This window comes from Hymenobacter nivis, assembly GCF_006439025.1.
GTDB lineage: Bacteria > Bacteroidota > Bacteroidia > Cytophagales > Hymenobacteraceae > Hymenobacter > Hymenobacter nivis_A.
Map to the genome: position 1 here is coordinate 19,229 of NZ_RCYZ01000008.1, position 22,925 is coordinate 42,153.

The following is a 22,925-nucleotide window of genomic DNA, read 5'->3' on the forward strand; positions in this document are numbered from 1 at the left end:
CCTGGGATAGCGCACCGGTGGGGCCGGTTTGGCGACGGTTTTTACCGCTGCTTGACAAAAAACTTATTAACCTGGGGGCCCTGGATGGGCTCTATTTTGATGGAATAGGTGCCCGCTGGCAGCCGGCTGACGTCAACATGTCCCTCGCCGGTTTTGGTATCTGCCTCCAGTGCCATTTGGCCGGTTGCGGTATAGACCGTCAGGTGGGCCCCTGCGGAGAGTAGCTGCACGTGCAATTCGTTGACGGTGGGATTCGGATAGATCTGTATTTCCGGGGTGCTGGCCCCAAAAGACACCGTCTGCACCGGCGAGTACGTAGAGGTGCCGTTCGAATCCAGTTCGCGCAGGCGGTAGTACGCCGTGCCGGAAAAGCCGCGGCCCACTCCTTTGTCAACGAATTGGTAGGTAGCGGCCGCGCCTTGGCTGCGCACCGTGCCCACCTCGGAGAAGCGGGTGGCGTCGGTGCTGCGCTCGATGGCGAAATACTCGCTGTTCTTCTCCATGGCCGTCCGCCAGGTGAGCACGGCGTTCAGGTTTTGGGCCTTCACGTCGAACTGCACCAGCTCCACGGCCAGGGGGTTGGCCACCGGCACCGTGAAGGGCGCCGCGGTGCTGACGAGGCTACGGTCGTTCGTGGCGGTGTAGGTAAACACCGCGTTCCCGACGTAGGTAGTGGTTGGCTGGAAGCTGAGCTTGTTGGCCTGGGTAACTGGTATCCAGGCATTTGGCGTGGCGGGGCTGCCATTTACGTAAACGGTGCCTTGGGTGGCGGGGGGCAGGGTGCGGAGGTTGAAGCCCACCACGATGCCGCGCGGGTCGGGGTCCGAGCCGGTTAAGGCCAGCAGCTGGGTTTCGCTCACGCTGCGGGGCACCACCGGGTTCATTTTCGGGTCGGCCACGGGCAGCTGGGCCCCGGTGCTGGGGGCCACCTCCGGGCAGGTAGAGGTGCTGACCGACGCGTGGCTCACGCCGTCAAAGCGCACGTCGTTGAGGAGAACGGGCGAGTTGACTAGGCGCATGTTGCAAACCAGCGTGTTGTACGACCCCGAGTTCAGGTGCACGGCTTTATCGCAGTTCACCGCCGTGTTGTCCTGGAAGATGCTGCCCAGCACAGCGGGCGTTTGCTCGTCGATGTAGTTGCTGGCGCCCGGCTGGAAATGAATGCCGTTGATGTAGCCTTCGGGGAAGTTGCTATCGACCACGGCCGGTACGTTGGGCTGGTGGGCAGTGAGGGTGTTGCGCCGCACTTCCACCCCAATCACGGAAGTACCGAAGCTGCGGGGCTGGATGTACTGCACGGTGTGCACCCCGATGAATACGCCGTTGGAGCCGTCGATATCGGCCACGTTGTTGCTGATGATTTGCGTGTCGTACACGGGCAGAAACTCCTGCGGCACCTTGCCCCCGATGTTTTCCATCTGCCAGGGCGTCAGGTCAATCGAGCCGCTGTTGGTGAGGGTATTGCTCACGATGGCCAGGTCGGTGGTAGCGTTTTGGTAGAGGGTGATGCCGCGGCGGTTGCCCTCCAGGGTATTGCCCTGCACGATCCAGCTGCGGGCCCCCCAGTTGAAAATAGCGTACCGGCTGCCGGCCTGCGGCGTCACGTCCCAGGGGCGGTCCACGACGAGGCTGTTGGCGGTGCGGCTGGTAATGTAGCGCCACTGCCCCATGCCGGTTCCCCGCACAATGGCCACCACGGGGTGCATCGTCATGGCCGGCCAGTTCTTGCTGTTGTCCTGCATCGTGGTGGCACTGGCGCCACTCACGGTACCGGCGTCTTCGTCGATGCGTGTGCCGCCGCCGCCGCCGCCTTCGGCAATAATTGTTTCCCCGTCGTTAATATTTTGTGCCGGCCCGTTAATTACCTTGAATTGATTGTGCAGCACAACAATGTCCTGGGCAAAATTCAAAATCAAAACGTGGTTCACTAAATTCAGCGAAGTGGGCCAGCGGGCAGCCCCGTCGCGGTACACTTGGTTGTCTTCGAAGATGCCCCGGCTGGTATTATTCAGGTTCAGGCCATCGACGGCGTACGTAAAGCTATTTTGCGAAACAATAAAATCCTGGCACCCTTCGAGCTGCAAAATTCCGTGGTAGCCGGCTTTTGCGTCCACACCCTGCGTGAAAACCGAATTGCTAATAAGTAGCTTCGACGCATTGTGCCAAAATAGCCAAGAGCCCAGGTTCAGATCGAACCGGATGCGCTGCATGAACAGCTCGGTGCCCCCGCCGGTCATGTTGTTGTAGAAGTTTCCCGTGTTGTCGGTATTGATCAAGGCCAAGTCGGCGAGCCCACCTTGCTTGGTGTTGTCCCAAACCAGGCCCCACCGCCCATCGGGGCTCCAGCCGGGCGCTTGCGAATTGTAGCCGAAGCGCAGGATGGTGGCCTCCTTGCCGGCCCCCTGCACCACCACCCGGTTGCGCATGTAAATGCCGCCACCGCCAGTCAGGGCCAGCTTGTAGGTACCGGCGGGCAAAAACACGATGCCGCCGCCATCAGCGCTGGCACGGTCGATGGCGGCCTGTAGCGCGGGGAGGTCATTGTTCACGCCATCTCCCACGGCCTTCTGGGTCAGGCGCGGGTCGGTGCGCAGGTTGTAAGTGTTACGGTAAAAGTTGAATTTGGCGGCCCACGCCACGCCCAGCTGGAAATAATCGAGCCCGGGCGCAATGGCCGTGAGCGGCTGGTCTACCTTAGTTTCACCGGCGGTGCCGCCCGCGCCGTTGCTCACAAATACATCGTAGACCTGGCCCGGCACCAGCGAAACAGGAGCCGTAAAGCTCAACGAATACGCGTCGTTGGCCTGCACTTGCGCCGCGCCGCCGCCAGGGCCGCCGCCCTGCGCCACCAGCCGCACCTGCGGAGATTTGCCCTTCAAAAACAGGTTGCGGCCGAATAAGCGCGCGCTGCCGCCGGGCGTGACGTTGGGCGAGTCGAAATGCAGCCCGTGCGCCTGGTTGATGTACACGCTGGGGCTGCGCTTGCCCTGGTCCGTTACCCAAACCTGGTACAAGTCCGGCGATAAGTTGGTGGGCACCTGCGCCGTGACGTGGCCAGCGCTTTGCACCAGCACGGGCAAGATTTGGCCGGCACTGGCCGCGCCAACCGCCAGCGACACCTGGACGTTGGCCCCGAACTGGCCCTGGAGGCTAATTGCCTCGCCCGGCTGAATGGTACGGCTGGCGTGAAATATGAAGGGCTGCCCCTGAGCCCTGGCATCTACATAACCCGTCAAAAACAATAATGCCACGCAAATACAAACGCGTTTTATGAGTTGAGCAATAGCAGTATCAATCATAAAATATTCTATTAAAATGCAATTATCAGGCTGTTTAGCGAAGTAACTAACCAATTCTACTAAATACCATTGCCCAAAACTAACGACTTATTCCGTTTTAACATTACCAATATTGTTATTTTTTGCAAAAAATAATCTTAATATAATTTTTACAATAAAAAGCCATTACATAAAGATTAAAAATAGCCATCTGCTTGATTATTAATTAAATTTCAAAAAAGAGTTTATAACTATTTTTCAGGTAAAAAATAAAATACCGAATTCAAAATTGAATTAAAACAATAACGCATTCATTTCGCGCGCCCATTTCGCAAGTACCGGCTTCGTTCGTTCGCGATTGGTGCTGCTCGGCTGAGCACGCGAGTACGGGCAAAGAGCTGCGCCGCAACCCTGGCGGCACGACCCGCACTCGTGCTGGCGGGTGGCTTGGGTAGTGGCCGTATATCGAGATGTGGTACGGTGCGCAAGCTGCCCCGCGCCAGTTGCGCCCGCGGCCAAGTGCCGCACCGCCACGGGCGTAGCCGCCGGGCCAAATACCAGGAAACCTGCGGCGGCCAAGGCGGCCGCCCGCTGGGGCTAGCCAGGCCTCTATTTCCGTCCTTGCAACCGCCGCAAAAGGCCCGGGCGCAGCAGCGTGCAGCGCCATGCTTGTGCTCTTTTGCACACCCCAATTTAAAACATTCGCCCGCCATTGAGCAGGCAAAGCTTGCGGCACGGCTAGGCGCGAGGCAGTTGCGAGGCAGATGCACGGAGGACACCGTGCTCCCGGGGCAAGCGGGCCCGGGGCCCCGGCGGGCACTGGTGGGGCCCCGGGCCGGCGCAGTGGCGGGCCTACACGGTAGCCAACGGCCCAAGCGGCTGCAGTGCGACTAGCAAATACTTATATGAACCGCCTTGCTCCGCCGCTTAGGCGCCACGTGCTCAGCGGCCAATGGCGTAGTCCAGCTTCAGCATCAGGGTGCCGAAGCCATCCTTCACGTTGGGGTTGCCGCGCTGGCTGATGTCGTCGAGGTTGTCGGTGGTGGTGAGGTAGTAATTGCCTTCCAGCGTCAGGTTGAACTGGTCGGTGAGGGGCACCACTACGCCCGCGCCGATGGGCAGCACACCGGCCAGGGCGGGGTAGTCGTTGCGCTCGGTGGGCAGGTAGGCGGTGTTGGCGGAGGGGGCGGTGGTGCCCAGGTAGGCGCGCGGGTTGTAGAGCAGCAGCCCTAGCCCGGCTTGCACGAAGGGCTGCACCGGCCGCGCCGCGCCCGGGGTGGCGTACGCGGTGCGGTCACCCAGCAGGTCGTAGCGCACGAAGGCCGTGCCCATCCCGTTGTGGCTGTAAAACGCCAGGCCGCGGCTCGCCAGGTAGTCGCGGGCCCCCATGCCGAAGTAGCCCAGCTCACCGCCCACGCGCCAGTGGGGCCCCAGGCCGTAGAGCAGCCCCAGGTTGAGGACGGGGCCCAGGAAATCGTTGCCCAAGCTACTGCCCAGGTCGCCGTTGTAGAAGGCCGTGCCCACGCCGACGCTCGCCCGCAGGGGCCCCAGGTAGTAGGCGCGGCCGTTGTGGTCGTGGAGGCGGCGGCGGGCTACGCTTTGGGCGCGGGCCGCCGGGGCCCCAGCCAGCAAAACCAAGCCAAACAGGCCACCGGCCAGGCAATTGCGCAACGAAAAAACCATGATCGAAACGGGTAATAGGAAGTGATGCAGGGCCGATACCTACGGAAACAACGGCCGGACGGTGGGGCCCCGGCGCAGTTTTTTCAGCAAGGGTTTGGCACAGAGTAGTCCGGCGACTTTTTCGGTCGTCGGGCCACCCCGGGCTTTTGAGCAGGGGCCCCAAGCTGTCGTTAGAGTGGCCCGACGAAACCCTGCGGACGATTCACCGGACCACCCCGGGCGGAGGGGCCCCGGCGCAGTTTTTTTGGCGCGGCTACTTGAACGTACCGAGCGGGTCGGGCAGCTTGGCGAGCAGGTCGCTCACGAGGCCGAAGTCGAGGCTGGCGGTGCTCAGGGCCTGGCCCTTGTGCACGGCTTCCCAGGCCTGGGGGTATTTCTCCTGGTAGTAGTAGCCGCGGGCCAACTGCTGCCAGGCGTTGGCGTTGGTGGCGTCGGCGGCCACGGCGCGCTGGAGCAGGTCCATGCCGGTAGTAAGGTCTTTTTTTTTCTTGCCGGTGCCGTAGCGGATGAGGTGGCTCGTGCCCAGGTCGCTTAGCACCAATGTGTTGGTGGGCGCAATGGCCAGTGCCTGCTGGAGCAGGGCAATGGAGGCATCGGGGGTGGGCTGGCTGCTGGCCACCACGCCCAGGCCCCGGTAGGGGTCGGCGTTGCGGGGGTTCAGCAGCCAGGCGAGGTTGAAGCGCGACGTGGCCGTATCGGGCTGGTTTTCCGACAAGTACTCAAAGCCCTTGGTAGCAAAAAAGGCGCTGGCTTCCTCCTTCGAGGCGAAGCTTTTGGCCACGGCCTCCAGCTTGGGGGCCCCGTAGGCAGCCGTGGCCTGGGCCGGCGTGAGGCCCCCGAACAGGGGCTGCAAGCGGGCCGGGCGCGGGGCCGCGGCGGCGCCGGGCTGGCCGCCGTCGGTGGGCTGGCGCACCTTTTGGGCGCGGGCCAGGCGGGGGCTGCCCGCCAGCAGGGCCAGCGCGAGGCCGGCCGTCGTAAGCACACGAATTGTCGTCATAACCAATCCAATAAAAAATGCGGCCGGGGCCCGAAAGCGCAAAGGTAGCCGCGGCCCGGGGCAAACTGCGCACCCCCGCGCGGCGTAGGTGGGCGGGGCCAGCGGGTGTGCCCCGCGGCCCCGTACCTTCCCCATCAACATGAGAATCTCCCGTTTATTGCTGGTGCCCGTGGGGGCCCTGCTGGTGTTGGCCGCCGTGCTGGGCGCCACCGAATACGCCATGGCCCGCCCCAGCCGCCGCACCGCCGACGTGCCCTACGTGCCGGCCACCACGCCCGGCTTCGACGCCAAGTACAACCTGCTCGACGTGTACGCGCCCAAGGCCGCGGGCCCCGCCGCCGGCTACCCGGTGGTGCTGTTCATCCACGGCGGCAGCTGGAACAGCGGCGACAAGAACTTCTACTCCTTCGTCGGGCGGCGGCTGGCCAAGCAGGGCGTGGTGGGCGTCATCGTCAGCTACCGGCTCTCGCCAAAAGTGCACGTGCCCGAGCAGGCCGACGACTGCGCCCGCGCCCTGGCCTGGACGGTGGCCAACATCAAAACCTACGGCGGCGACCCCGCCCGGGTGTTCGTGATGGGCCACTCGGCCGGCGGGGGCCTGGCCGCCCTGCTCGCCACCGACGACGCCCTCCTGGCCCGCAACGGCCTGCCCACCAACCCCGTGCGCGGCGCCATCCTCGACGACCCCGCCGGGCTGGACATGTACGACTACCTGAAGAAGCTGGAATACCCCGGCGACCGGCAGTACCTGGTGCCCTTCACCACCAACCCCGCCGTGTGGCGCGAAACGTCGGCCATCTACAAAATTCGGCCGGGCCTGCCGCCGTTCCTCTTCTTCATCGGCGGCGAAACCTACCCCAGCATCAGCAGCAGCGCGGCCCGCTTCCGCGACCGGCTGGCGGCCGTGGGGGCCCCGCCGCGCTACACCGTGCTGCCCGGCAAGCACCACATCCCCATGGTGTTGCAGCTCTACTGGCAGCACAACATCATCTACCAGGAGCTGCTGAAACTGGTGGGCGCGTAGGGCCCCCAGCGCCGCCGCCAAGGGCGCCAGTCCCCTCTCCCGCCGGGCCGCCCGAGGCCCCCAGCGGGCCAACCGGCGGCGGCTACTTCGCTAGGTCGGAGTAGCCGCCGCCGTTCACCACGTGGCGGAAGCCCTGCTGGTACATAACATCAGCGGCTTTGCTGCTACGCTTGCCCGAGCGGCAGTACAGCACGTAGGTCTGGGCTGTATCGAGCTGGGCCACCTACCGGGCAAAATCGTCGCTGCTCACGTTGAGGTTGCGCGCCTGGCTTAGGTGCCCGGTGAGGAACTCGGCGGGCGTGCGCACGTCCAGCACCACCGTGGCGGGCTGGGCCAGCAGCTGCTTGGCTTTGGGCGTGTTGATGGCAGCCGTGGGGCCCCTAGGGGCCAGCCCGGTGGCCGTTGGTGCAGCAGCCGGGGCCGTTGCGGCGGCCTGCGGAAAGGATTGGCTGCAGCCCGCGGCAATAGCCGCCAGGAGCAGGAAGGCAAGTTTTTTCATGTGCCCAAGGAGTAAGGAACAAGCGCCGGAGCGCCACCGAAAACGGGTACGGTGAAGGTACAGCGCCTTACCCCGGGAAAATGGCGCGGGCCGTTGGCAAAAGCCGCGTGCTGCGCTACCGTTGGGCCCCTGCTCCCAAGCGCAAACCAGCCGCACTCGGGGCGGCTGGGGAAGCTAGGGTTACAAAGCAGTTACGCTGCTTGCCGTACCGCGTGAGCAACTGGGGCAGCCACTTCGGCAGCCGGCAAGGTCAATACCGCTTGAGTAATGCCGTCAGGGCACACAAATTCTACTTCGTAGGCTTCGCCCTGCCGGTGCACCAGCACGACGGTACCGGGGGCCCCCGCTGGCAAGCCACATTCGGGGTGCGCCTGCTGCAATTGCACGATGTCTAATTCAGCAAAGGGTTTCATCAGCGGTCGAATAAGTGTGCAGTGATTAACAAAACGAACGTGCCAGGCGATTGTTCCATCCACACGGTGCGCAGCGGGTACTCCCGGCCGTTGGGGGCCAGCAGCGGGCCATCTACTACGAATTTAACGCCGTAGGGCGAATCTTTCTCCTCCGTCACGGTGCGGGTATGGCCGTGCTCAATCAAATCGGCAATTAGCTGCTCGTAGTGCTCACGCGAATAACCGATGCCGAGGAAGAACCGGGCTTTGGCCCCGCCAATGGGGTGGTCCGGATTGAGTAGGTAGTCCTGCACCTTGTTGGGCGCTACAAACAGCGGCTTGTCGTAAAGCGTCATCCGGCAAAACTACTGTGCGGGTGGGCCGCCGAAACAGGAGTTTCCATGTGGTGAAGATACAAACCCCGCCCGGGGCCCCTACCCCAAAACCAAACCAGCCGCTACCGGGGGCGGCAGCGGCTAGGGCATCACGAATTTTAGCTTTCACCAGAACTATTAAGCTTCAGGTACATCTCGTAAGCTGTTTACTAAAGCAATAGGGATAATCTGGAAAATATTCTCTATTAATATATAAACTCTTGTCCCAAGATCCAAAGTCCAGCGCGTTTTTTCATTTTTATCTAATGCCTTTGCTCTAGCAATAGCATCTGGTATGTATTTGATAAATTCCGCACCATTAAGGTTAGAAGGATTATAGCCCGCACCTTTTATAGCAAGACCAACTTGATGTTTAAGATATGTTTTTTTAGAAGTGACTTTTTTATTCTCAAGCATAAGCTTTTTTTCTTCTATACTAGCATTTGATAAATCTTTGAAGTGCAAAAGCAACCATAATTCAAAACAAGGATTGCTTAAAGCGAAGCCATATTTCTTTTGTTTACACGACCTAGCAACTTGACTTATTTCGCTTGAAGACCATGTTTGCTTATCCCTATCTATAAGCAGCCACAGCTCATCATCTGCATTCAAATCGTTTTTTAGCTTATAATCATCAAGTTGGGCAATTACTTCCTTGGGAGAGCCGTTGCCCTTTTTATCCGGCTCTCGCTCTAGTATTTTTATATGAATTCTTGAAGGATTTACATTTAAAGATTCTTTAAAGTATTTAAAGTAATCGACCTCTGTTCTTTCACCTTCAGCTGCAAGCACAAAAAGCTTGGCGTCTCGCACTTCAGAAATCCTGTCGAAAGGTCGTTGCTCGCGGCCCATAAAAAAATTATCAAATGATTACTCGTTAAGGAAATCAGCGACGTGCTGTGCCCCCCTGATGAAAGGGATAGCGCCATAACGACCATTCAAATATCCTTTCTGAATATCAGTATCAAATCGCACTGGTTTAAATTCTTCCAGTGAATAAGCAGTAGATACGCCATCCTTATTTTTTTCGACAAACCATATTTCATCCTTTCTTATGATATCTTGATCCAGTAAAGAAGCTTCGTGCGTTGTGACTATAAGTTGACTTTTACTAGCTGGATTTTTATTAAAAAAGTCATCAATTATTGTCCTAGATATGACTGGATGCAAACTCCTATCTAATTCATCAATAAAAAAGACCTTTTCACCCTCGATAGCATCAATAAATCCAGGAATTAAATCCATTAGACGTTGTGTTCCATCGGATTCTTCATTTAGATCAAAGTATGAGATCTGATCCGAATCAATATGCCTATGCTGAGTAACTAACTTAAACAATTTTAAGTCGTCATCATCATCACTTTTGCATATCATATAACGGGAGCTATCTGGTGCATTTATAAAAAGATTTTCTCCCTCTTTCAAAGCCTTTATTTTCTCTATCGAATCCTGCTTTAACCTATCTCCCTGCCCTGAGAACTGTTCAAAATCAGATTCAACTAAGTCTATTCCATTAATTCCAGTGTCAAAATGATTTAAATAATTAGCATAATGAATCGATTTATCTTGATTTTTTTGAATCTTGGCTTCTATTCCATGATACCGTGATTTTGGTGTAATAACAGTTAAAATCTTATCAAACCAGTAGATAGCATTCATGATTGAATCTATGCCACTGACGTTCTCTTTAACTTCCCGCTCTATTACCTCAGCTAAAAATAATTGATTATGCCTTGTACCCTTGGCGACAAAATTCAAAAATTGTTTTTCTTCATTATTCTTAAATTTTATTTTTCCAAATGTTGTTTTATATTTATTACTATCAATATCAAAAACTCGTTCAAAAACCACTTCTTCTTTACCTTTCCCTATCAAAAAAAGCCATTCTTCAACAACATGCAAACTTGTTATTGAAAACCCATATGCCAATTGCATACCTTTAGACCTGAATTCAAATTCAATCCTTGTAGGACTATTGTTTGAAACAGTATTTAACTTAAAAGGAGTAACGCTTATCGATTGATTAGCTCTTGTTCCTTTTTTTACTAGATTCCTAGCAAGTAATACTGCTTTAACTAAGTTCGACTTACCAGAGGCATTAGCACCATATATTATAGCACCTTTCAATACATCAAGCCCATTTTTACCTGTACCCTTGAATACATGATTTTCTAAACGTTGAGTTTTGCCTGGAATCAGGCTTAGCTCAACTCTATCCTTTATAGATCGGAAATTTTCTACTGACAGACGAATTAGCATGGTTTCTAGTTAATTTTGGGCAAATTAAGTGAATTTTTCACATCTTCCAGCCCTTATGCAGGCATTTTTTCTTAATCACCTATATACCCCGTTTAAAAAACCAAGCCAAAAATTGCTTATATGATGTAGCATAAATATAAAAAAGGCCCATCCCTTACAGGATGGGCCTTTTTGTAAATGAAACCAACCTTACGACCCGCAGGCCTCGCAGGCGTCTGGGTTATCCAGTGAGCAGCTCATGTCGCTTTGGTTCTGGGCGGCGACGAGCATCGGCTCCAGGGTTTCGGCGGCTTGCTTTTCCACCGTGAACTTGATGGCGTCGGCGGCGGCTTTGGTGCGCAGGTAGTACATGCCGGTTTTCAGGCCGCGCTTCCAGCTGTGGAAGTGCATGCTGGTGAGCTTGCCGAAGTTCACGTTCAGCACGTGCAGGTTCAGGCTCTGGCTCTGGCAGATGTAGGCCCCGCGGTCGGCCGACATGTCGATGATGCGGCGCTGCGAAATCTCCCACACCGTCTTGTACAGGTCCTTGATGTGCTGCGGGATGCGGGCAATGCCCTGCACCGAGCCGTTGGCGGCGATGATTTCCTGCTTCATCGCGTCGTTCCACAGGCCCAGGGCCACCAGGTCCTTCAGCAAGTGCTTGTTCACCACCATGAACTCGCCGCTCAGCACGCGCCGCACGTAAATGTTGCTCGTGTAGGGCTCAAACGACTCGTTGTTGCCCAGGATTTGGGCGGTGCTGGCCGTGGGCATGGGCGCCACCAGCAGCGAGTTGCGCACGCCGTGCTCCACCACCTGGGCGCGCAGCGTGTCCCAGTCCCAGCGGCCCGACTTGGGCGTCACGCCCCACAGGTCGAACTGGAACTGGCCCTTGCTCAGGGGCGAGCCCTGGAAGGTTTCGTAGGCCCCGTCCTTCATCGCCAGGTCCTTCGAGGCCGTCATGGCGGCGAAGTAGATGGTTTCGAAGATGTCCTCGTTCAGGCCCGAGGCCTCGTCGCTCTCGAACGGCATGCGCAGCGCGATGAACGTATCGGCCAGGCCCTGCACGCCCAGCCCGATGGGGCGGTGGCGGAAGTTCGACTTCTGCGTTTCGGGCACCGGGTAGTAGTTCACGTCAATCACCTTGTTCAGGTTCAGCGTGGCCTGGTACGTCACCTCGTACAGCTTGGCGTGGTCGAAGGTGGTGTTGCCCTTGGCATCCGTCACCAGGTAGCGGGGCAGCGCCAACGAGGCCAAGTTGCACACCGCAATTTCGTCCTTGTCCGTGTACTCCAGAATCTCGGTGCACAGGTTGCTGCTCTTGATGGTGCCCAGGTTCTGCTGGTTGCTCTTGCGGTTGGCCGCGTCCTTAAACAGCATGTAGGGCGTGCCCGTCTCCGTCTGGCTTTCCAGAATGGCGAACCACAGCTCCTGCGCCTTGATGGTGCGGCGGCCGCGGCCCTCGCGCTCGTACTTCAGGTACAGCTTCTCAAACTCGGGGCCCCAGGAGTTCTCCATGCCCGGGCACTCGTGGGGGCACATCAGCGTCCAGTCGCCGTTGTCCTCCACGCGCTTCATGAACAAGTCGGGCGTCCACATGGCGTAAAACAGGTCGCGGGCGCGCATTTCCTCCTTGCCGTGGTTCTTCTTCAGGTCCAGGAACTCGAAAATGTCGGCGTGCCAGGGCTCCAGGTAAATGGCGAAGGCGCCCTTGCGCTTGCCGCCGCCCTGGTCCACGTAGCGGGCCGTGTCGTTGAACACTTTCAGCATCGGCACCAGGCCGTTGGAGTTGCCGTTGGTGCCCTTGATGTAGGAGCCCGTGGCACGCACGTTGCTCACCGACAGGCCGATGCCGCCGGCCGACTGCGAAATCAGGGCGCAGTTTTTCAGCGTGTCGTAAATGCCGTCAATCGAGTCGTCCTTCATCGTCAGCAGGAAGCACGACGACATCTGCGGCTTCGGCGTGCCGGCGTTGAAGAGCGTGGGCGTAGCGTGGGTAAACCACCGCTCGCTCAGCATGTTGTACGTCTTAATGGCCGAGTCAATGTCCTCCTTATGGATGCCCACCGACACGCGCATCAGCATGTGCTGGGGCCGCTCCACCACCTTGCCGTCGAGGCGCAGCAAGTAGCTCCGCTCCAGCGTCTTAAAGCCGAAGAAGTCGTAGTTGTAGTCCCGGTCGTAGATGATGGCCGAGTCCAGCGTGGCGGCGTGGTTGTGGATCACCTCCCACACGTCCTTGGCCAGCAGCGAGGCGTTGTCGCCGTTCTTGGGGTCCTCGTAGGTGTACAGCCGCTTCATGGTGCTGCTGAACGACTTCGACGTCACCTTGTGCAGGTTGCTCACCGCGATGCGGGCCGCCAGGATGGCGTAGTCGGGGTGGCGGGTGGTGAGGGAGGCGGCGGTTTCGGCGGCGAGGTTGTCTAGCTCCACGGTCGTCACGCCGTCGTAGATGCCGTCAATCACCTTCTTGGCCACCTCAATCGGCGACACGAAATCCATGTGCAAGCCGTAGCACAGCTTCTCAATCCGGGCCGTGACTTTATCAAATTTCACGGACTCGCGGCGGCCGTCGCGTTTAATTACCAGCATATTTTCTTAGGTCTTTGGGGTAAGCAAAGGGGAATATTTAAGTGGCCTGCTAAGCAGAACCAGGACTTTCAAGACCGGAAATTACTCCGAAGGTTAGGGGGCCCCAAGGGAAAAGTTTAGAAGTTTTCCACATAGCCTGAAAATGAGGCCGCCCGGCCGCTTTTTAAAAAACGAGCCGGGCGGTGTAGGTTACCATTAAATGAATAATGATTATAGGTCAGGTAATTGTTGGCATTGTACCACGCGCAATATGCACTATTTTCTGTTAATAAACCAGCATAGCCCGCTCACTATCAGCACTCCACCCACCACTAGGGCCCCAATCGTGACCGGGGGCCCAAAGGCTTTGCACGAGCAGGAGGCAAAAACCGGCCGGCCGCCAATGCGCAGCCGGCGGCGGCAGAAAGCACAGGGCGAAAGCGCCGGGTCTACTTGGCCGGGCAACGGCCACTGGTTGGGCGAGGGGTTCATAACCGGATGGGAATAAAGGGTGAAAGCCATAGCTTGCGCTCAGCCGTGGATACCGCATCTTTCAAAAGGTCACCCGCCCCCCCACCAACCGCCCCCATGCCCGACGCCCGCCCGCCCCTGCCCCCCTTCACCTTCGAAACGGCCACCCAAAAAGCCCGCCTCGCCGAAGACGCCTGGAACACCTGCGACCCCGCCCGCGTGGCCCTGGCCTACACCGAGGCCAGCCAGTGGCGCAACCGCAGCGAGTTCATCAGCGGCCGCGCCGCCATCCAGGCCTTCCTCACCCGCAAGTGGCAGCAGGAGCACGAGTACCGTCTCATCAAGGAGCTGTGGGGCTTCCACGAGCACCGCATTGCCGTGCGCTTCCAGTACGAGTACCGCAACGCCCAGGGCCAGTGGTTCCGCGCCTACGGCAACGAGCAGTGGGAATTTGACGCCCAGGGCCTCATGCAGCGCCGCGAAGCCAGCATCAACGACGTGGCCATCAGTGAGTCGGACCGCAAATTCCACTGGCCCCAGGGCCCCCGGCCAGCGGATTACCCGGGGCTGACGGAACTGGGGCTGTAGTCTCCAGGTAATCTCTTCACTTCCAAGAGCATGAGAATTGATTGCCAAGATGTTGCACGCTGCCAGGGGTGAGAAAAAGATATGTTGCCAGCACGGCCACTCTTAGCGCAGCAAGCGCATCCATCAGCGTAGCCATTTGCCAGTCTACCGGGCAGTTTAGGGCGAAAGCGTACACTTGCTTTGCCAACGCCAATACCGCGAAGCCATAGCGTTGCGCAACCAAGGCTTACCTACTTTCCCGCCAGCCATAGGCCGAAGTCAACTCGCCAAGTACCTGGCTAACTGCTGTATCGGTCATTGCGAATGAACTGCGGCACTTACTTCTTCGGCTGGTAGTCGAGGCCAAACCGCTTGGCATAGTCGGCCAGCGGTTCCAGGCCCATAGCCGCCCGGCGCTCGTCTACATGCGCTTCATCCTCAATGGCATAGAATTGATACTTTTTCGTGTCCATGTTCGCCGTCAGTTGGCTGCCATAAATCTGTGGCTTCCCCTGCCCCATCAGTACCCGATCTTCGAGTAGTGCCAACGCCGATTTTTCCAGCTCGCCCTTAGCGGCGGCTTCTCGTAGCAGCGGCAGGTACTTGCGTTGCGTATCCGCGTCAGAGTGCTGCACCACCAGGAAGGCCGTAGTAGCTCCCGCTTTGCCCACTAGGCTGCGGCCAGGCCAGCCATACTTGTCAATAATGGTCACTAACTGCGCCAGGTTGCGCGTATCAACCGCCTGCATCTCCTGCACCAAGGCCGGGGCCATCGCGGCATCCATCCCCGATTTTTTCTCTACCGAGTCAATCTTCAAGCGAATCCCCTGGTCGGCAAGACGTATTTCGGCCAGTTGCTTTTTAAGCGCTTGGTTTACGTGGGCCTCGGCCTGCGCCACCTTGGTATCCAGCCCGGCGATTAGCGGTTGCCAGCGGCGGTCAGTGTGCAGGCTGATTAGGTCGCTGTCGGCCCGCAGGTGCGCCACATCGTCGTAGTCCGCCTTGGTGGCTTGGCCAAGGTAGCCAAAGGCTTTATCGGCATTGCCGGCCATTGCCCACATGCAAGCCGCATTGTAATAGTCGTTTGCCCTGGGCTGCTTCTTGGCGCGCAACGCTTGGTCAGTCAGTTGCCCCGCCTTGCCATAATCTTTGGCGTTGTATGCGGTCATTGCCTGCTCATCAAGCGCAGTAGCAGTCGTTTGGGCGCACGCTCCTTGCGCAGCAAACAGCAGGGCAATAGCCAGTAAGCGAATTTTCATGAGACAGGAAATAGTGGCAGATACTGGGCACAAATAAAGTACGTAGCCGGGTTGCTACTCTCCTATTCCTCGATGATCAGGCACAAAAAAAGAGCCCGCAGCTTACGCCGCGGGCTCTTGCAATTAGCTACGAAGCAGCGGCTTAGAAATCCTCGTCCAGCGAGAACACGTTGTCGTTGCGCTCGCTCATCACGCCAGCCTTCTGGTACTCAGCCACGCGCTTTTCGAAGAAGTTGGTTTTGCCCTGCACCGAAATCATTTCCATGAAGTCGAACGGGTTGGCGGTGTTGTAAATTTTGCCGCAGCCCAAGGACACCAACAGGCGGTCGGCCACAAACTCGATGTACTGCGACATCGTCTTGGCGTTCATGCCGATGAGGCTCACGGGCAGGGCCTCCGTCACAAACTCTTGCTCGATGGCCACAGCGTCGCGGATGATGGCTTGCACGCGCTCGGTGGGCAGCTTGTTTTCGAGGTAGCTGTAGAGCAGGCAGGCGAAGTCGCAGTGCAGCCCTTCATCGCGCGAAATCAGCTCATTGGAGAACGTAAGGCCGGGCATGAGGCCGCGCTTTTTCAGCCAGAAAATCGAACAGAACGAGCCTGAGAAGAAGATGCCCTCCACGGCCGCGAAGGCCACGAGGCGCTCGGCAAAGTTCTCCGAGTTGATCCACTTCAGGGCCCACTCGCCTTTCTTCTGCACGGCGGGCACCGTTTCGAGGGCATTGAAGAGGTAGTCCTTCTCCTTGGGGTCTTTGATGTAAGTGTCAATCAGCAGTGAATAGGTCTCGCTGTGAATATTTTCCATCATAATCTGGAAGCCGTAGAAGCAGCGCGCCTCGGGCAGCTGCACCTCCTGCATGAAGTTGACGGCCAGGTTTTCGTTCACAATGCCGTCGGAGGCAGCGAAGAAGGCCAGCACGTGCTTGATGAAGTGGCGCTCGTTGTCGTTGAGGTTGTTCCAGTCTTTTTGGTCCTGGCTCAGGTCAATTTCCTCGGCGGTCCAGAACGAGGCTTCGGCCTGCTTGTAGAACTGCCACACCTCGGCGTTCTGGATCGGAAAAAGGACGAAGCGGTTGGGGTTTTCGGCGAGGAGCGGTTCCATGCGGTAGGGGCTAGGGATGGCGAAAAGGCGAAGGGGATGGGCAAGCAAACCGGCCCGCGCGGCCGTTGTTTGGCCGGGCGGCGGCGGCCACGCAGGGCCCCGACTTCAAAGATAGGCAAGTACCGGACTATTAGGGCGCGGAAAAATGCAGATTTTTTTCGAGGCCTTTTTTCTTCAAAAAGCTCATCACTAAGGCCGTTTTCCCGGTAGCATCCGGTTCACCGGCAGTTGGCAACATTCCAGTAATACTCCACGAAAACATCGAAAATTCACCCATTTACAGACACTTATCCACATCGCACCTGTGGATAAGTAGCACTTGTCCACAATTTCCGCCTTACCTCAATGCAATTTGGGGCCGGGGCCCTACCCGGGGCCCCGGTGGCCGGCGGGGTTCTAGGCCGCATTTGAGGGCCCCGGGCGGGCCCCAATAAAACGCCGGGCAAATGAGGATTAACGATTTAGGTTTGGTTTTCCAAAATCAACCGCGTACTTTTGCCTTCCGATTTTCAGAAACCCCGCGCAGACCGATGTACGCTATTGTCAATATCGCTGGCCGACAGACCAAAGTTGAAGCCAACAAATTCGTTTACGCCTACAAGCTGGCCGGCAACGTCGGTGACACCGTGCAATTGGGCAATGCCCTGTTGACCGATGACAACGGCACCCTCACTGTAGGCGCCCCCACCTTGGACGTGGCCGTGACCGGTACCATCCTCGCCCACGTAAAGGGCGATAAGGTACTCGTCTTCAAGAAGAAGCGCCGCAAGGGCTACCAGAAGATGAACGGCCACCGCCAGGACTACACCAAAGTAATGATTAACAGCATCGGCTAGTTGTGAGCTTTTAGCCCATAGCTACTAGCTATTGGCTTCTGGTTCTGCTAGTTGATCTGATTTTTTAAAAGTCAATAGCTGTTAGCTATTGGCTAAAAGCTCCCATAAAATGGCTCACAAGAAAGGTGTCGGCTCGTCGAACAACGGCCGCGAATCGCATTCCAAGCGCCTCGGCGTGAAAATTTTCGGCGGGCAGTCGCTCATCGCCGGTAACATCATCGTGCGCCAGCGCGGCACCAGCCACCACCCCGGCGCCAACGTGGGCATCGGCAAGGACCACACGCTGTTCGCCTTGGTTGACGGCACCGTGCAGTTCAACAAGGGCCGCAAAGACCGTTCGTTTGTGACGGTAGTTCCGGCCGTGGCCGAAGCCGCCCAAGCCTAACGCTAAGCACATTGCCTTCGGGCAAACCAGAAAAGGGCTGCTCCTAACGGGGCTGCCCTTTCTTGGTTTCGGGCAGTTCCAGTTAGTTGGTCGGTAGCCGGATTGATTAGTGGCCGAAGTACACCCGCAGGTTGACTTGAGCCGCTACGGCCCAGGCGTGCGTGGGCACTTGCTCGGGGCGGGCGTAGTACTGCGCGGGGGCCTGCACGCCCAAGCCCGCGCTGGCATCAAACAGCAGCGGGTGGCCGTCCCAGCCACGCTGTGTGCCCACCAGCGCGTACATGCCGGGCACGAGCCGGGACGGCGTGGCGCTACGGCGGCGCCCCCGGCTGCGGGCGGCGGTCAGTTCCTGCCACTCGCCGCTGCCCTCTAAGGCCAGGTAGTCGCCGAACCGGGCCGGGCGGCGGACCAGCGAATCGGTGGAGCGGGCGTGGTGGTAGTAGTAGCGCACACCCAGGGCCCCGGTGCCGCCCGGCAAGGGCAGCGCGGCCCGGGCCCGACGGTTGCCCGTAGCGCGGCCCGTGGGCAGATAGGCTTCGGCCTGGGCGTAGAGGCTGAGCCGGGGCCCCACGCGGTACTCGGCCCCCAGCGCCAGCGGCACCACCAAGCGGCCACGCACGTCGGGGCTGATGACGAAGTGGGCGAGGTTGAAGCCGGCTTTAAGCCGCAGCTGGGGCGGCAGGCTTTGCGCCCGCAGGGGCCCCACGCTCAGGGCCAGCGCCGCCGCCGCAAATGCATTGAACAACCGCATGGGGAATAGTATAATTACCGGAGCTAACTATTCCCCAAGGTAAAGCCAAAAGCCGCGAACTAGTCGCTATTCTTTGCCAACTGATTCAGAACCTGGCTAATCTGGGCAGCGTGGCTGACCACGAGGAAATGCCCAGCCTCGGCCACGAGGCAATCGATGCCGGTGGTGGGCGGCAGCAACCGGTCGCGGGCACTGTGCAGGCGGGCGGTGGGCCCCGGGCCCGGCACGCCCCGCCAGCGCAACAGCTGCCCAATGGCCCATTGGGCAAATGCGGGGTCGGTATCGGCAATGATTTGCCGGAGCAGCGCGTATTCGCCTTGGGTTTTGACTCCGAACGCCCACCGGGCAGCCCAAGGCAATTGCTGGAGCAGTGCGGGCGGCACCAAGCGGTCCAGGCCCAAGGCGCGGGCTACGCGTAGTGGCCAGGGCAGCTCGTGGGGCCCCGCCAAGCTGGAGATGAGTACCACCCGCGCCAGGGGCCGTAGCTGCGCCATCTCCAGCGCCAGCAGGCCCCCGAACGATACGCCCACCAGCCAGCACGCCTGCGCCACCGGCACGGCGGCGGCCAGCCGGGCGGCGTAGTGCGCCAGCGGCTCGGCGGCCGGCTGCGGCGGCAACCAGTTCAGGATGTGCGCTTCACCGGCTAGCTGCCAACGCTGGAATACCCGCTCGTCGGCTCCCAAACCGGGGATAAGGTAGAAGACAGGTGCGGCGGGGGCCCCAGTCACGAATCGAGCCGCACGTACACCCCTTCGAGGTAGAAGATGTTGTGGGGCTGGGGGTCGTCTTCGCCTTCCTCGTCGGCGGGGTAGGTCACGGAGAGCTTGAGGGCCACGCTGGGCAGGGGCACGGGCGGGGCTTCGTCGGAGTTAAATTCGAGCAGGGCGGGCCACTCGCTGGCGGCCAGGGCGTCGGCCACTTCTTCTTGGAGAGTTTCGGCGCGGTCGGCGGTGAGGCGCAGCAGCGTGTCAAGGGACTGAAACGGCAGGGCAAGGTGGAAAAAGTGGGGCTCGTGGTCGAAATCCGTAGTGGCCCACACCGTCACGTCGTCGGTGTTATCGAACACGATGGCCACGACGTACACGTGCTCCACGAAGAAGTCCACGTCGTCGGCGAGGCTGTCACTCAGGAGTTTCATAGATCGCAGATTATGCAGATTTAATGGATTTTCGCAGATTCAACGATTGATTAATCATAACCTTACTTATTGTCGAATTTGTGGTCGCCGCTGCTTTTTTAGATAGGGTTTTGGTTGATAAATCAGTCTCTGAATAAGCGAAATCAGCGTCAATCTGCATAATCTGCGATCTAGTTGCCGATGAACAGCTCCAGCGTAATCTGGTCGGCCAGCAGCTTGCCCGCGTCGGTCAAAGTAAGCACTTCCTGTTGGATGGTGGCCCAGCCCTGGGCCGTGAGAGTAGCCAGGTAAGCTGGGTGGGCCCTGGCTAGGTCGAGGCCCAGGGCGTCACGCAGGTGGGCCAGGTCGCAGCCCCGGGCCGTGCGCAACGTGGTGAGCAGGTACTCGTTGGCCCGGTCGCGGGCCGTTAGCTCCTCCACGGTGGCGGGCACTTCGCCCCGCTCCAGCACCGCGGCCACGTACTGCGGGTTGTTGGCCAGGGTGAACTGGCGGTTGTGGCCGTCGAAGGAATGGGCGCTGGGGCCCACGCCCAGGTAGGGCACGCCGCGCCAGTAGTTGCCGTTGTGGCGCGACTCGCGGCCGAGGCGGCAGAAATTGCTGATTTCGTACTGCCCATAGCCGTGGGCCCCCATTTGAGCCAACAGTAGTTCAAACTGCACGGCCACGAACTCGTCGGGCGGCGCGGCAAACGTGCCCTTGCCCTGGCGGCGGCCCAGCAGCGTGTCGGGCTCGATGGTGAGGGCGTAGGCCGACACGTGGGGCACCTCCAAGGCGAAGGCGTTGGCCAGGTCGGCCTCCCAAATGTGGTGGCCGGGCGCGGGCACGCCGTAAATCAGGTCGATGGACAGGTTTTCAAAGCCCGCGTCCTGGGCGCGGCGCACGGCCGCGGCCGATTCGGGGGCGGTGTGGGCCCGGTTCATCAGGCGCAAGTGCGGCTCGTAGAAGCTTTGCAGGCCGATGCTGAGGCGGTTGACGGCGGTGGCCGCCAGCTCGGCCAGCTTGGGGCCCGTGAGGTCGTCGGGATTGGCTTCGAGCGTAATTTCCGCCCCCGGCGCCACGGCGAAGTGTCGGTGGATGGCTTCGAATATCAACCCTAACTCACTGGCAGTAAGCAAAGATGGCGTGCCGCCGCCGAAGTAAATGGTGTCGAGCGTGGCCTGGGGCCCTAGGTAGTTTTGGCGCAGGGCAATTTCCTGCACCAGGGCGTCTACCAAACGGCTTTTCAGGGCCAGCGAAGTGCTGAAGTGGAAATCGCAGTACGAGCAGGCTTGCTTGCAGAACGGGATGTGGAGGTAGAGGCCGGGCATGGGCGGCAAAACGGGGAAGGCGGCCGTTTTACATTCGGGAAATTAAACGCCGGCTGGCGCGTTATCGTCCCCGAATGTACGTCCGGTTTTTTCTGCGTTTTGGCTGGCTGCTGGGCTGGGCGCTGCTGCTGGGGGCCCCAGCCGCCCACGCCCAGACGCCCACCCTCGACCCCGCCGTGCCCAACCAGCCGGGGCTGGCCTCGCCCCCACTGCCGCCACCCGCCGCCGCGCCCCGGGCCGCCGGGGCCCCCAAGCGGCCGGTGCACCCGCGGGTGCTGCGCCTCGATGCGGCACCCGCCGACCGGGCCCTATTGCGGCGCTACAAGCCCAGGGCCAGCGTACCCGATTCGCTCAGCGCCCTGCGCGAGCTGCGCGATTTGGTGCTAGCGCTGCAAGGCGAATCATACCTCACGGCCTCGGCCGACGAAATAAAGTGGGGCCCCGACACCGTGCGGGCGCGCATTTTTGTGGGCGAGCCATTTCGGTGGGCCTACCTGCGCAACGGCAACCTCGGCGACGGCCTGCTGACGCGCGCCGGCTACCGCGAGCGGTTTTTCCGGCAGGCCCCGTTCCGGCCCGCCGAATGGGCCCAGCTGCAAGAGCGCGTGCTGGCCGAAGCCGAAAACCAGGGCTACCCCTTCGCCACGGTGGGCCTCGACTCGGTGCGGCTGGAGGGCAACAGCATTGCCGGCCGCGTGGTGCTGAAGCGCGGCCGGGCCATTGTGTTCGATTCCATCCAAATTGTGGGAGCCACTAAAACGCGCAAGCGGTTTTTGACCAAGTACTTGCAAATCTTTCCGGGGCAGCCCTACAGCCAGCAGCGGGTGCAGGCCGCCGCCCAGCTCCTGCGCCAGCTCCCCTACCTCAAGCTGCGGGCCGAGCCGGAAGTACGCTTCGCCCGGGGCCGGGCGCGGGTGTATTTGCTGCTCGACGATAGGCCCTCGAACCAGTTCGACGCCATTGTGGGCGTGCTGCCCGGCGCGGGCACGGGCCAGGGCGTGCAGTTCACGGGCGACGTCACCATCAACCTGCGCAACCTGAAGGGCGGCGGCAAGCAGGTGGGCTTGCAGTTTCGCAAGGTCGATGCCTTATCACAGCTACTTGACATCCAATACGTTCACCCCAATTTTTTCGGCACGCCGCTGGAGCTGGCCGGCAGCTTCAACCTGTACAAGCAAACCGACGCCTTCCTGACGGTGCGGCCACGGCTGCAAGTCACCTACCCGTCGGCGCGGGCGGGGCGGGTCACGTTTTTTGTGGAGCAGCGCAACTCGCGGCTGTTTACCGACAGCGCCGCGTCCAGGGCCCTCACGGTGCTGCCCGAAAACATCGATTCGCAGTACACTTCCTACGGCTTGAGCTACGCGTGGAACACGCTGGATGACCTGTTTTTCCCGCACCGCGGCTACCTGCTGAACGGCCAGGCTGCCGTGGGCACCAAAATCATCACCCGCAATCCCGATTTGCGCTCCGACCTGTACGACAGCCTGGCCTTGCGCTCGACGCAAACCACCCTGGCGCTGCGGGCCGAGCGCTACGCCCCCGTGGGCCGGGCGGGGGTGCTGCTGCTGCGCGTGCGCGGCGAGAGCTTGGCCAACCAGCGCCTGTTTCTCAACGAGATGTACCGGCTGGGGGGCCTCAATTCGCTGCGGGGCTTCAACGAAAACCAGTTTTACGCCAGCAGCTACGCCGTGGCCACGGCCGAGTACCGGCAGTTCATCGGGGCCGAATCGTACGTGTTTTTGTTTGCCGACCAGGCGTATTTCCGGCGTGGGGCCGTGGCCAGCCAGGCCGCGGTTACCGACCAGCCCACGGGCTTGGGCGCGGGCCTGAGCTTCCGTACGCCAGCGGGCCTGTTTCAGTTTGTGTATTCGGTGGGGCGTTCGAGCAGCGCCAACCAGAGCTTCGCGCTGGGCAACTCCAAAATCCACTTCGGCATCACCAACCGGTTCTAGGGCCCTGGCCTGCCATGCCGGATATTTTGAGCAAATTACTAGCCATATTGGCCGAATGATGCTATTAGCAAAAGTAATAGCCAGCCATATTGGCCGAA

Annotated in this window: 21 protein-coding genes; 5 read left to right on the forward strand and 16 right to left on the reverse strand. The window is 59.5% G+C overall.

The window, feature by feature from the left end; genetic code table 11:
- Positions 1-41 precede the first annotated feature (41 nt).
- From EAH73_RS17520 to EAH73_RS17530, 3 genes are all read right to left on the reverse strand, one after another.
- Positions 42-3,236, reverse strand: coding sequence for a T9SS type A sorting domain-containing protein (locus tag EAH73_RS17520; RefSeq protein ID WP_161599592.1), 3,195 nt, complete (start codon positions 3,234-3,236; stop codon positions 42-44).
- Between the two features lie 984 nt (positions 3,237-4,220).
- Complete coding sequence (locus EAH73_RS17525; RefSeq protein ID WP_140468735.1) at positions 4,221-4,961, reverse strand: outer membrane beta-barrel protein; 741 nt, start codon at positions 4,959-4,961, stop codon at positions 4,221-4,223.
- Between the two features lie 253 nt (positions 4,962-5,214).
- Entirely contained in the window at positions 5,215-5,958 is a 744-nt protein-coding gene (locus tag EAH73_RS17530) for a tetratricopeptide repeat protein (RefSeq protein WP_140468736.1), read from the reverse strand.
- Between the two features lie 139 nt (positions 5,959-6,097).
- Here EAH73_RS17530 and EAH73_RS17535 point away from each other — a divergent pair, with 139 nt between their 5' ends.
- The gene (locus EAH73_RS17535; protein ID WP_140468737.1) at positions 6,098-6,982 is read left to right on the forward strand and encodes an alpha/beta hydrolase; all 885 of its coding nucleotides are present in this window, start codon (positions 6,098-6,100) and stop codon (positions 6,980-6,982) included.
- Between the two features lie 82 nt (positions 6,983-7,064).
- Here EAH73_RS17535 and EAH73_RS23170 read toward each other — a convergent pair whose 3' ends face one another.
- The 7 genes from EAH73_RS23170 to EAH73_RS17570 form a co-directional block, all read right to left on the reverse strand.
- Positions 7,065-7,205, reverse strand: coding sequence for a rhodanese-like domain-containing protein (locus EAH73_RS23170; RefSeq protein WP_140468738.1), 141 nt, complete (start codon positions 7,203-7,205; stop codon positions 7,065-7,067).
- Positions 7,206-7,481: a rhodanese-like domain-containing protein gene (locus EAH73_RS17545; RefSeq protein ID WP_140468739.1), complete on the reverse strand. Its 276-nt coding sequence runs from the start codon at positions 7,479-7,481 to the stop codon at positions 7,206-7,208.
- Between the two features lie 191 nt (positions 7,482-7,672).
- Positions 7,673-7,894, reverse strand: a complete 222-nt coding sequence (locus tag EAH73_RS17550; RefSeq protein WP_140468740.1) for a DUF4926 domain-containing protein — start codon at positions 7,892-7,894, stop codon at positions 7,673-7,675.
- Positions 7,894-8,229 carry a DUF6883 domain-containing protein gene (locus EAH73_RS17555; protein WP_140468741.1) on the reverse strand — a complete coding sequence of 112 codons (336 nt, stop codon included), beginning with the start codon at positions 8,227-8,229 and terminating at the stop codon, positions 7,894-7,896. The genes EAH73_RS17550 and EAH73_RS17555 overlap by 1 nt, the downstream gene beginning before the upstream one ends.
- Positions 8,230-8,385: 156 nt before the next feature.
- Positions 8,386-9,099, reverse strand: a complete 714-nt coding sequence (locus EAH73_RS17560; RefSeq protein WP_140468742.1) for an RloB family protein — start codon at positions 9,097-9,099, stop codon at positions 8,386-8,388.
- Positions 9,100-9,117: 18 nt separating this feature from the next.
- Positions 9,118-10,506, reverse strand: coding sequence for an AAA family ATPase (locus tag EAH73_RS17565; RefSeq protein ID WP_140468743.1), 1,389 nt, complete (start codon positions 10,504-10,506; stop codon positions 9,118-9,120).
- 189 nt (positions 10,507-10,695) lie between these two features.
- Positions 10,696-13,077, reverse strand: a complete 2,382-nt coding sequence (locus EAH73_RS17570; RefSeq protein WP_140468744.1) for a ribonucleoside-diphosphate reductase subunit alpha — start codon at positions 13,075-13,077, stop codon at positions 10,696-10,698.
- Positions 13,078-13,644: 567 nt separating this feature from the next.
- On the opposite strand from EAH73_RS17570, the gene EAH73_RS17575 reads away from it, so the two are divergent.
- Positions 13,645-14,115 carry a DUF1348 family protein gene (locus EAH73_RS17575; RefSeq protein ID WP_140468745.1) on the forward strand — a complete coding sequence of 157 codons (471 nt, stop codon included), beginning with the start codon at positions 13,645-13,647 and terminating at the stop codon, positions 14,113-14,115.
- 317 nt (positions 14,116-14,432) lie between these two features.
- On the opposite strand, the gene EAH73_RS17580 is transcribed toward EAH73_RS17575, so the two are convergent.
- Both EAH73_RS17580 and EAH73_RS17585 read right to left on the reverse strand, forming a co-directional pair.
- On the reverse strand, positions 14,433-15,353 hold the full coding sequence (locus EAH73_RS17580; protein ID WP_240047316.1) for a DUF6624 domain-containing protein: 921 nt from the start codon (positions 15,351-15,353) through the stop codon (positions 14,433-14,435).
- Between the two features lie 142 nt (positions 15,354-15,495).
- Entirely contained in the window at positions 15,496-16,455 is a 960-nt protein-coding gene (locus tag EAH73_RS17585) for a ribonucleoside-diphosphate reductase small subunit (RefSeq protein WP_140468746.1), read from the reverse strand.
- Between the two features lie 530 nt (positions 16,456-16,985).
- On the opposite strand from EAH73_RS17585, the gene rplU reads away from it, so the two are divergent.
- Together rplU and rpmA are read left to right on the forward strand one after the other, a co-directional pair.
- Complete coding sequence (rplU, locus tag EAH73_RS17590; RefSeq protein ID WP_068238359.1) at positions 16,986-17,291, forward strand: 50S ribosomal protein L21; 306 nt, start codon at positions 16,986-16,988, stop codon at positions 17,289-17,291.
- Between the two features lie 109 nt (positions 17,292-17,400).
- Entirely contained in the window at positions 17,401-17,676 is a 276-nt protein-coding gene (gene rpmA, locus EAH73_RS17595; protein ID WP_140468747.1) for a 50S ribosomal protein L27, read from the forward strand.
- Positions 17,677-17,782: 106 nt separating this feature from the next.
- Here rpmA and EAH73_RS17600 read toward each other — a convergent pair whose 3' ends face one another.
- From EAH73_RS17600 to hemW, 4 genes are all read right to left on the reverse strand, one after another.
- Complete coding sequence (locus tag EAH73_RS17600; RefSeq protein ID WP_140468748.1) at positions 17,783-18,427, reverse strand: hypothetical protein; 645 nt, start codon at positions 18,425-18,427, stop codon at positions 17,783-17,785.
- 59 nt (positions 18,428-18,486) lie between these two features.
- Complete coding sequence (locus EAH73_RS17605) at positions 18,487-19,110, reverse strand: alpha/beta fold hydrolase (protein WP_140468749.1); 624 nt, start codon at positions 19,108-19,110, stop codon at positions 18,487-18,489.
- 41 nt (positions 19,111-19,151) lie between these two features.
- Positions 19,152-19,565, reverse strand: coding sequence for a hypothetical protein (locus EAH73_RS17610; RefSeq protein WP_068238350.1), 414 nt, complete (start codon positions 19,563-19,565; stop codon positions 19,152-19,154).
- A gap of 170 nt (positions 19,566-19,735) precedes the next feature.
- On the reverse strand, positions 19,736-20,872 hold the full coding sequence (gene hemW, locus EAH73_RS17615; RefSeq protein ID WP_140468750.1) for a radical SAM family heme chaperone HemW: 1,137 nt from the start codon (positions 20,870-20,872) through the stop codon (positions 19,736-19,738).
- A gap of 74 nt (positions 20,873-20,946) precedes the next feature.
- On the opposite strand from hemW, the gene EAH73_RS17620 reads away from it, so the two are divergent.
- Positions 20,947-22,827 carry an outer membrane protein assembly factor gene (locus EAH73_RS17620; protein ID WP_140468751.1) on the forward strand — a complete coding sequence of 627 codons (1,881 nt, stop codon included), beginning with the start codon at positions 20,947-20,949 and terminating at the stop codon, positions 22,825-22,827.
- Positions 22,828-22,925: the final 98 nt, after the last annotated feature.

What these genes read in the sequence shown, in the direction of transcription:
- EAH73_RS17570 (WP_140468744.1), bottom strand. Translation starts at nt 13,077, where the DNA reads ATGCTGGTAATTAAACGCGACGGCCGCCGCGAGTCCGTGAAATTTGAT.
- EAH73_RS17600 (WP_140468748.1), bottom strand. Translation starts at nt 18,427, where the DNA reads ATGCGGTTGTTCAATGCATTTGCGGCGGCGGCGCTGGCCCTGAGCGTG.
- EAH73_RS17610 (WP_068238350.1), bottom strand. Translation starts at nt 19,565, where the DNA reads ATGAAACTCCTGAGTGACAGCCTCGCCGACGACGTGGACTTCTTCGTG.
- EAH73_RS17580 (WP_240047316.1), bottom strand. Translation starts at nt 15,353, where the DNA reads ATGAAAATTCGCTTACTGGCTATTGCCCTGCTGTTTGCTGCGCAAGGA.
- EAH73_RS17585 (WP_140468746.1), bottom strand. Translation starts at nt 16,455, where the DNA reads ATGGAACCGCTCCTCGCCGAAAACCCCAACCGCTTCGTCCTTTTTCCG.
- EAH73_RS17550 (WP_140468740.1), bottom strand. Translation starts at nt 7,894, where the DNA reads ATGAAACCCTTTGCTGAATTAGACATCGTGCAATTGCAGCAGGCGCAC.
- EAH73_RS17555 (WP_140468741.1), bottom strand. Translation starts at nt 8,229, where the DNA reads ATGACGCTTTACGACAAGCCGCTGTTTGTAGCGCCCAACAAGGTGCAG.
- rpmA (WP_140468747.1), top strand. Translation starts at nt 17,401, where the DNA reads ATGGCTCACAAGAAAGGTGTCGGCTCGTCGAACAACGGCCGCGAATCG.
- hemW (WP_140468750.1), bottom strand. Translation starts at nt 20,872, where the DNA reads ATGCCCGGCCTCTACCTCCACATCCCGTTCTGCAAGCAAGCCTGCTCG.
- EAH73_RS17565 (WP_140468743.1), bottom strand. Translation starts at nt 10,506, where the DNA reads ATGCTAATTCGTCTGTCAGTAGAAAATTTCCGATCTATAAAGGATAGA.
- EAH73_RS17535 (WP_140468737.1), top strand. Translation starts at nt 6,098, where the DNA reads ATGAGAATCTCCCGTTTATTGCTGGTGCCCGTGGGGGCCCTGCTGGTG.
- EAH73_RS17575 (WP_140468745.1), top strand. Translation starts at nt 13,645, where the DNA reads ATGCCCGACGCCCGCCCGCCCCTGCCCCCCTTCACCTTCGAAACGGCC.
- EAH73_RS17525 (WP_140468735.1), bottom strand. Translation starts at nt 4,961, where the DNA reads ATGGTTTTTTCGTTGCGCAATTGCCTGGCCGGTGGCCTGTTTGGCTTG.
- EAH73_RS17560 (WP_140468742.1), bottom strand. Translation starts at nt 9,099, where the DNA reads ATGGGCCGCGAGCAACGACCTTTCGACAGGATTTCTGAAGTGCGAGAC.
- rplU (WP_068238359.1), top strand. Translation starts at nt 16,986, where the DNA reads ATGTACGCTATTGTCAATATCGCTGGCCGACAGACCAAAGTTGAAGCC.
- EAH73_RS17620 (WP_140468751.1), top strand. Translation starts at nt 20,947, where the DNA reads ATGTACGTCCGGTTTTTTCTGCGTTTTGGCTGGCTGCTGGGCTGGGCG.
- EAH73_RS17530 (WP_140468736.1), bottom strand. Translation starts at nt 5,958, where the DNA reads ATGACGACAATTCGTGTGCTTACGACGGCCGGCCTCGCGCTGGCCCTG.
- EAH73_RS17545 (WP_140468739.1), bottom strand. Translation starts at nt 7,481, where the DNA reads ATGAAAAAACTTGCCTTCCTGCTCCTGGCGGCTATTGCCGCGGGCTGC.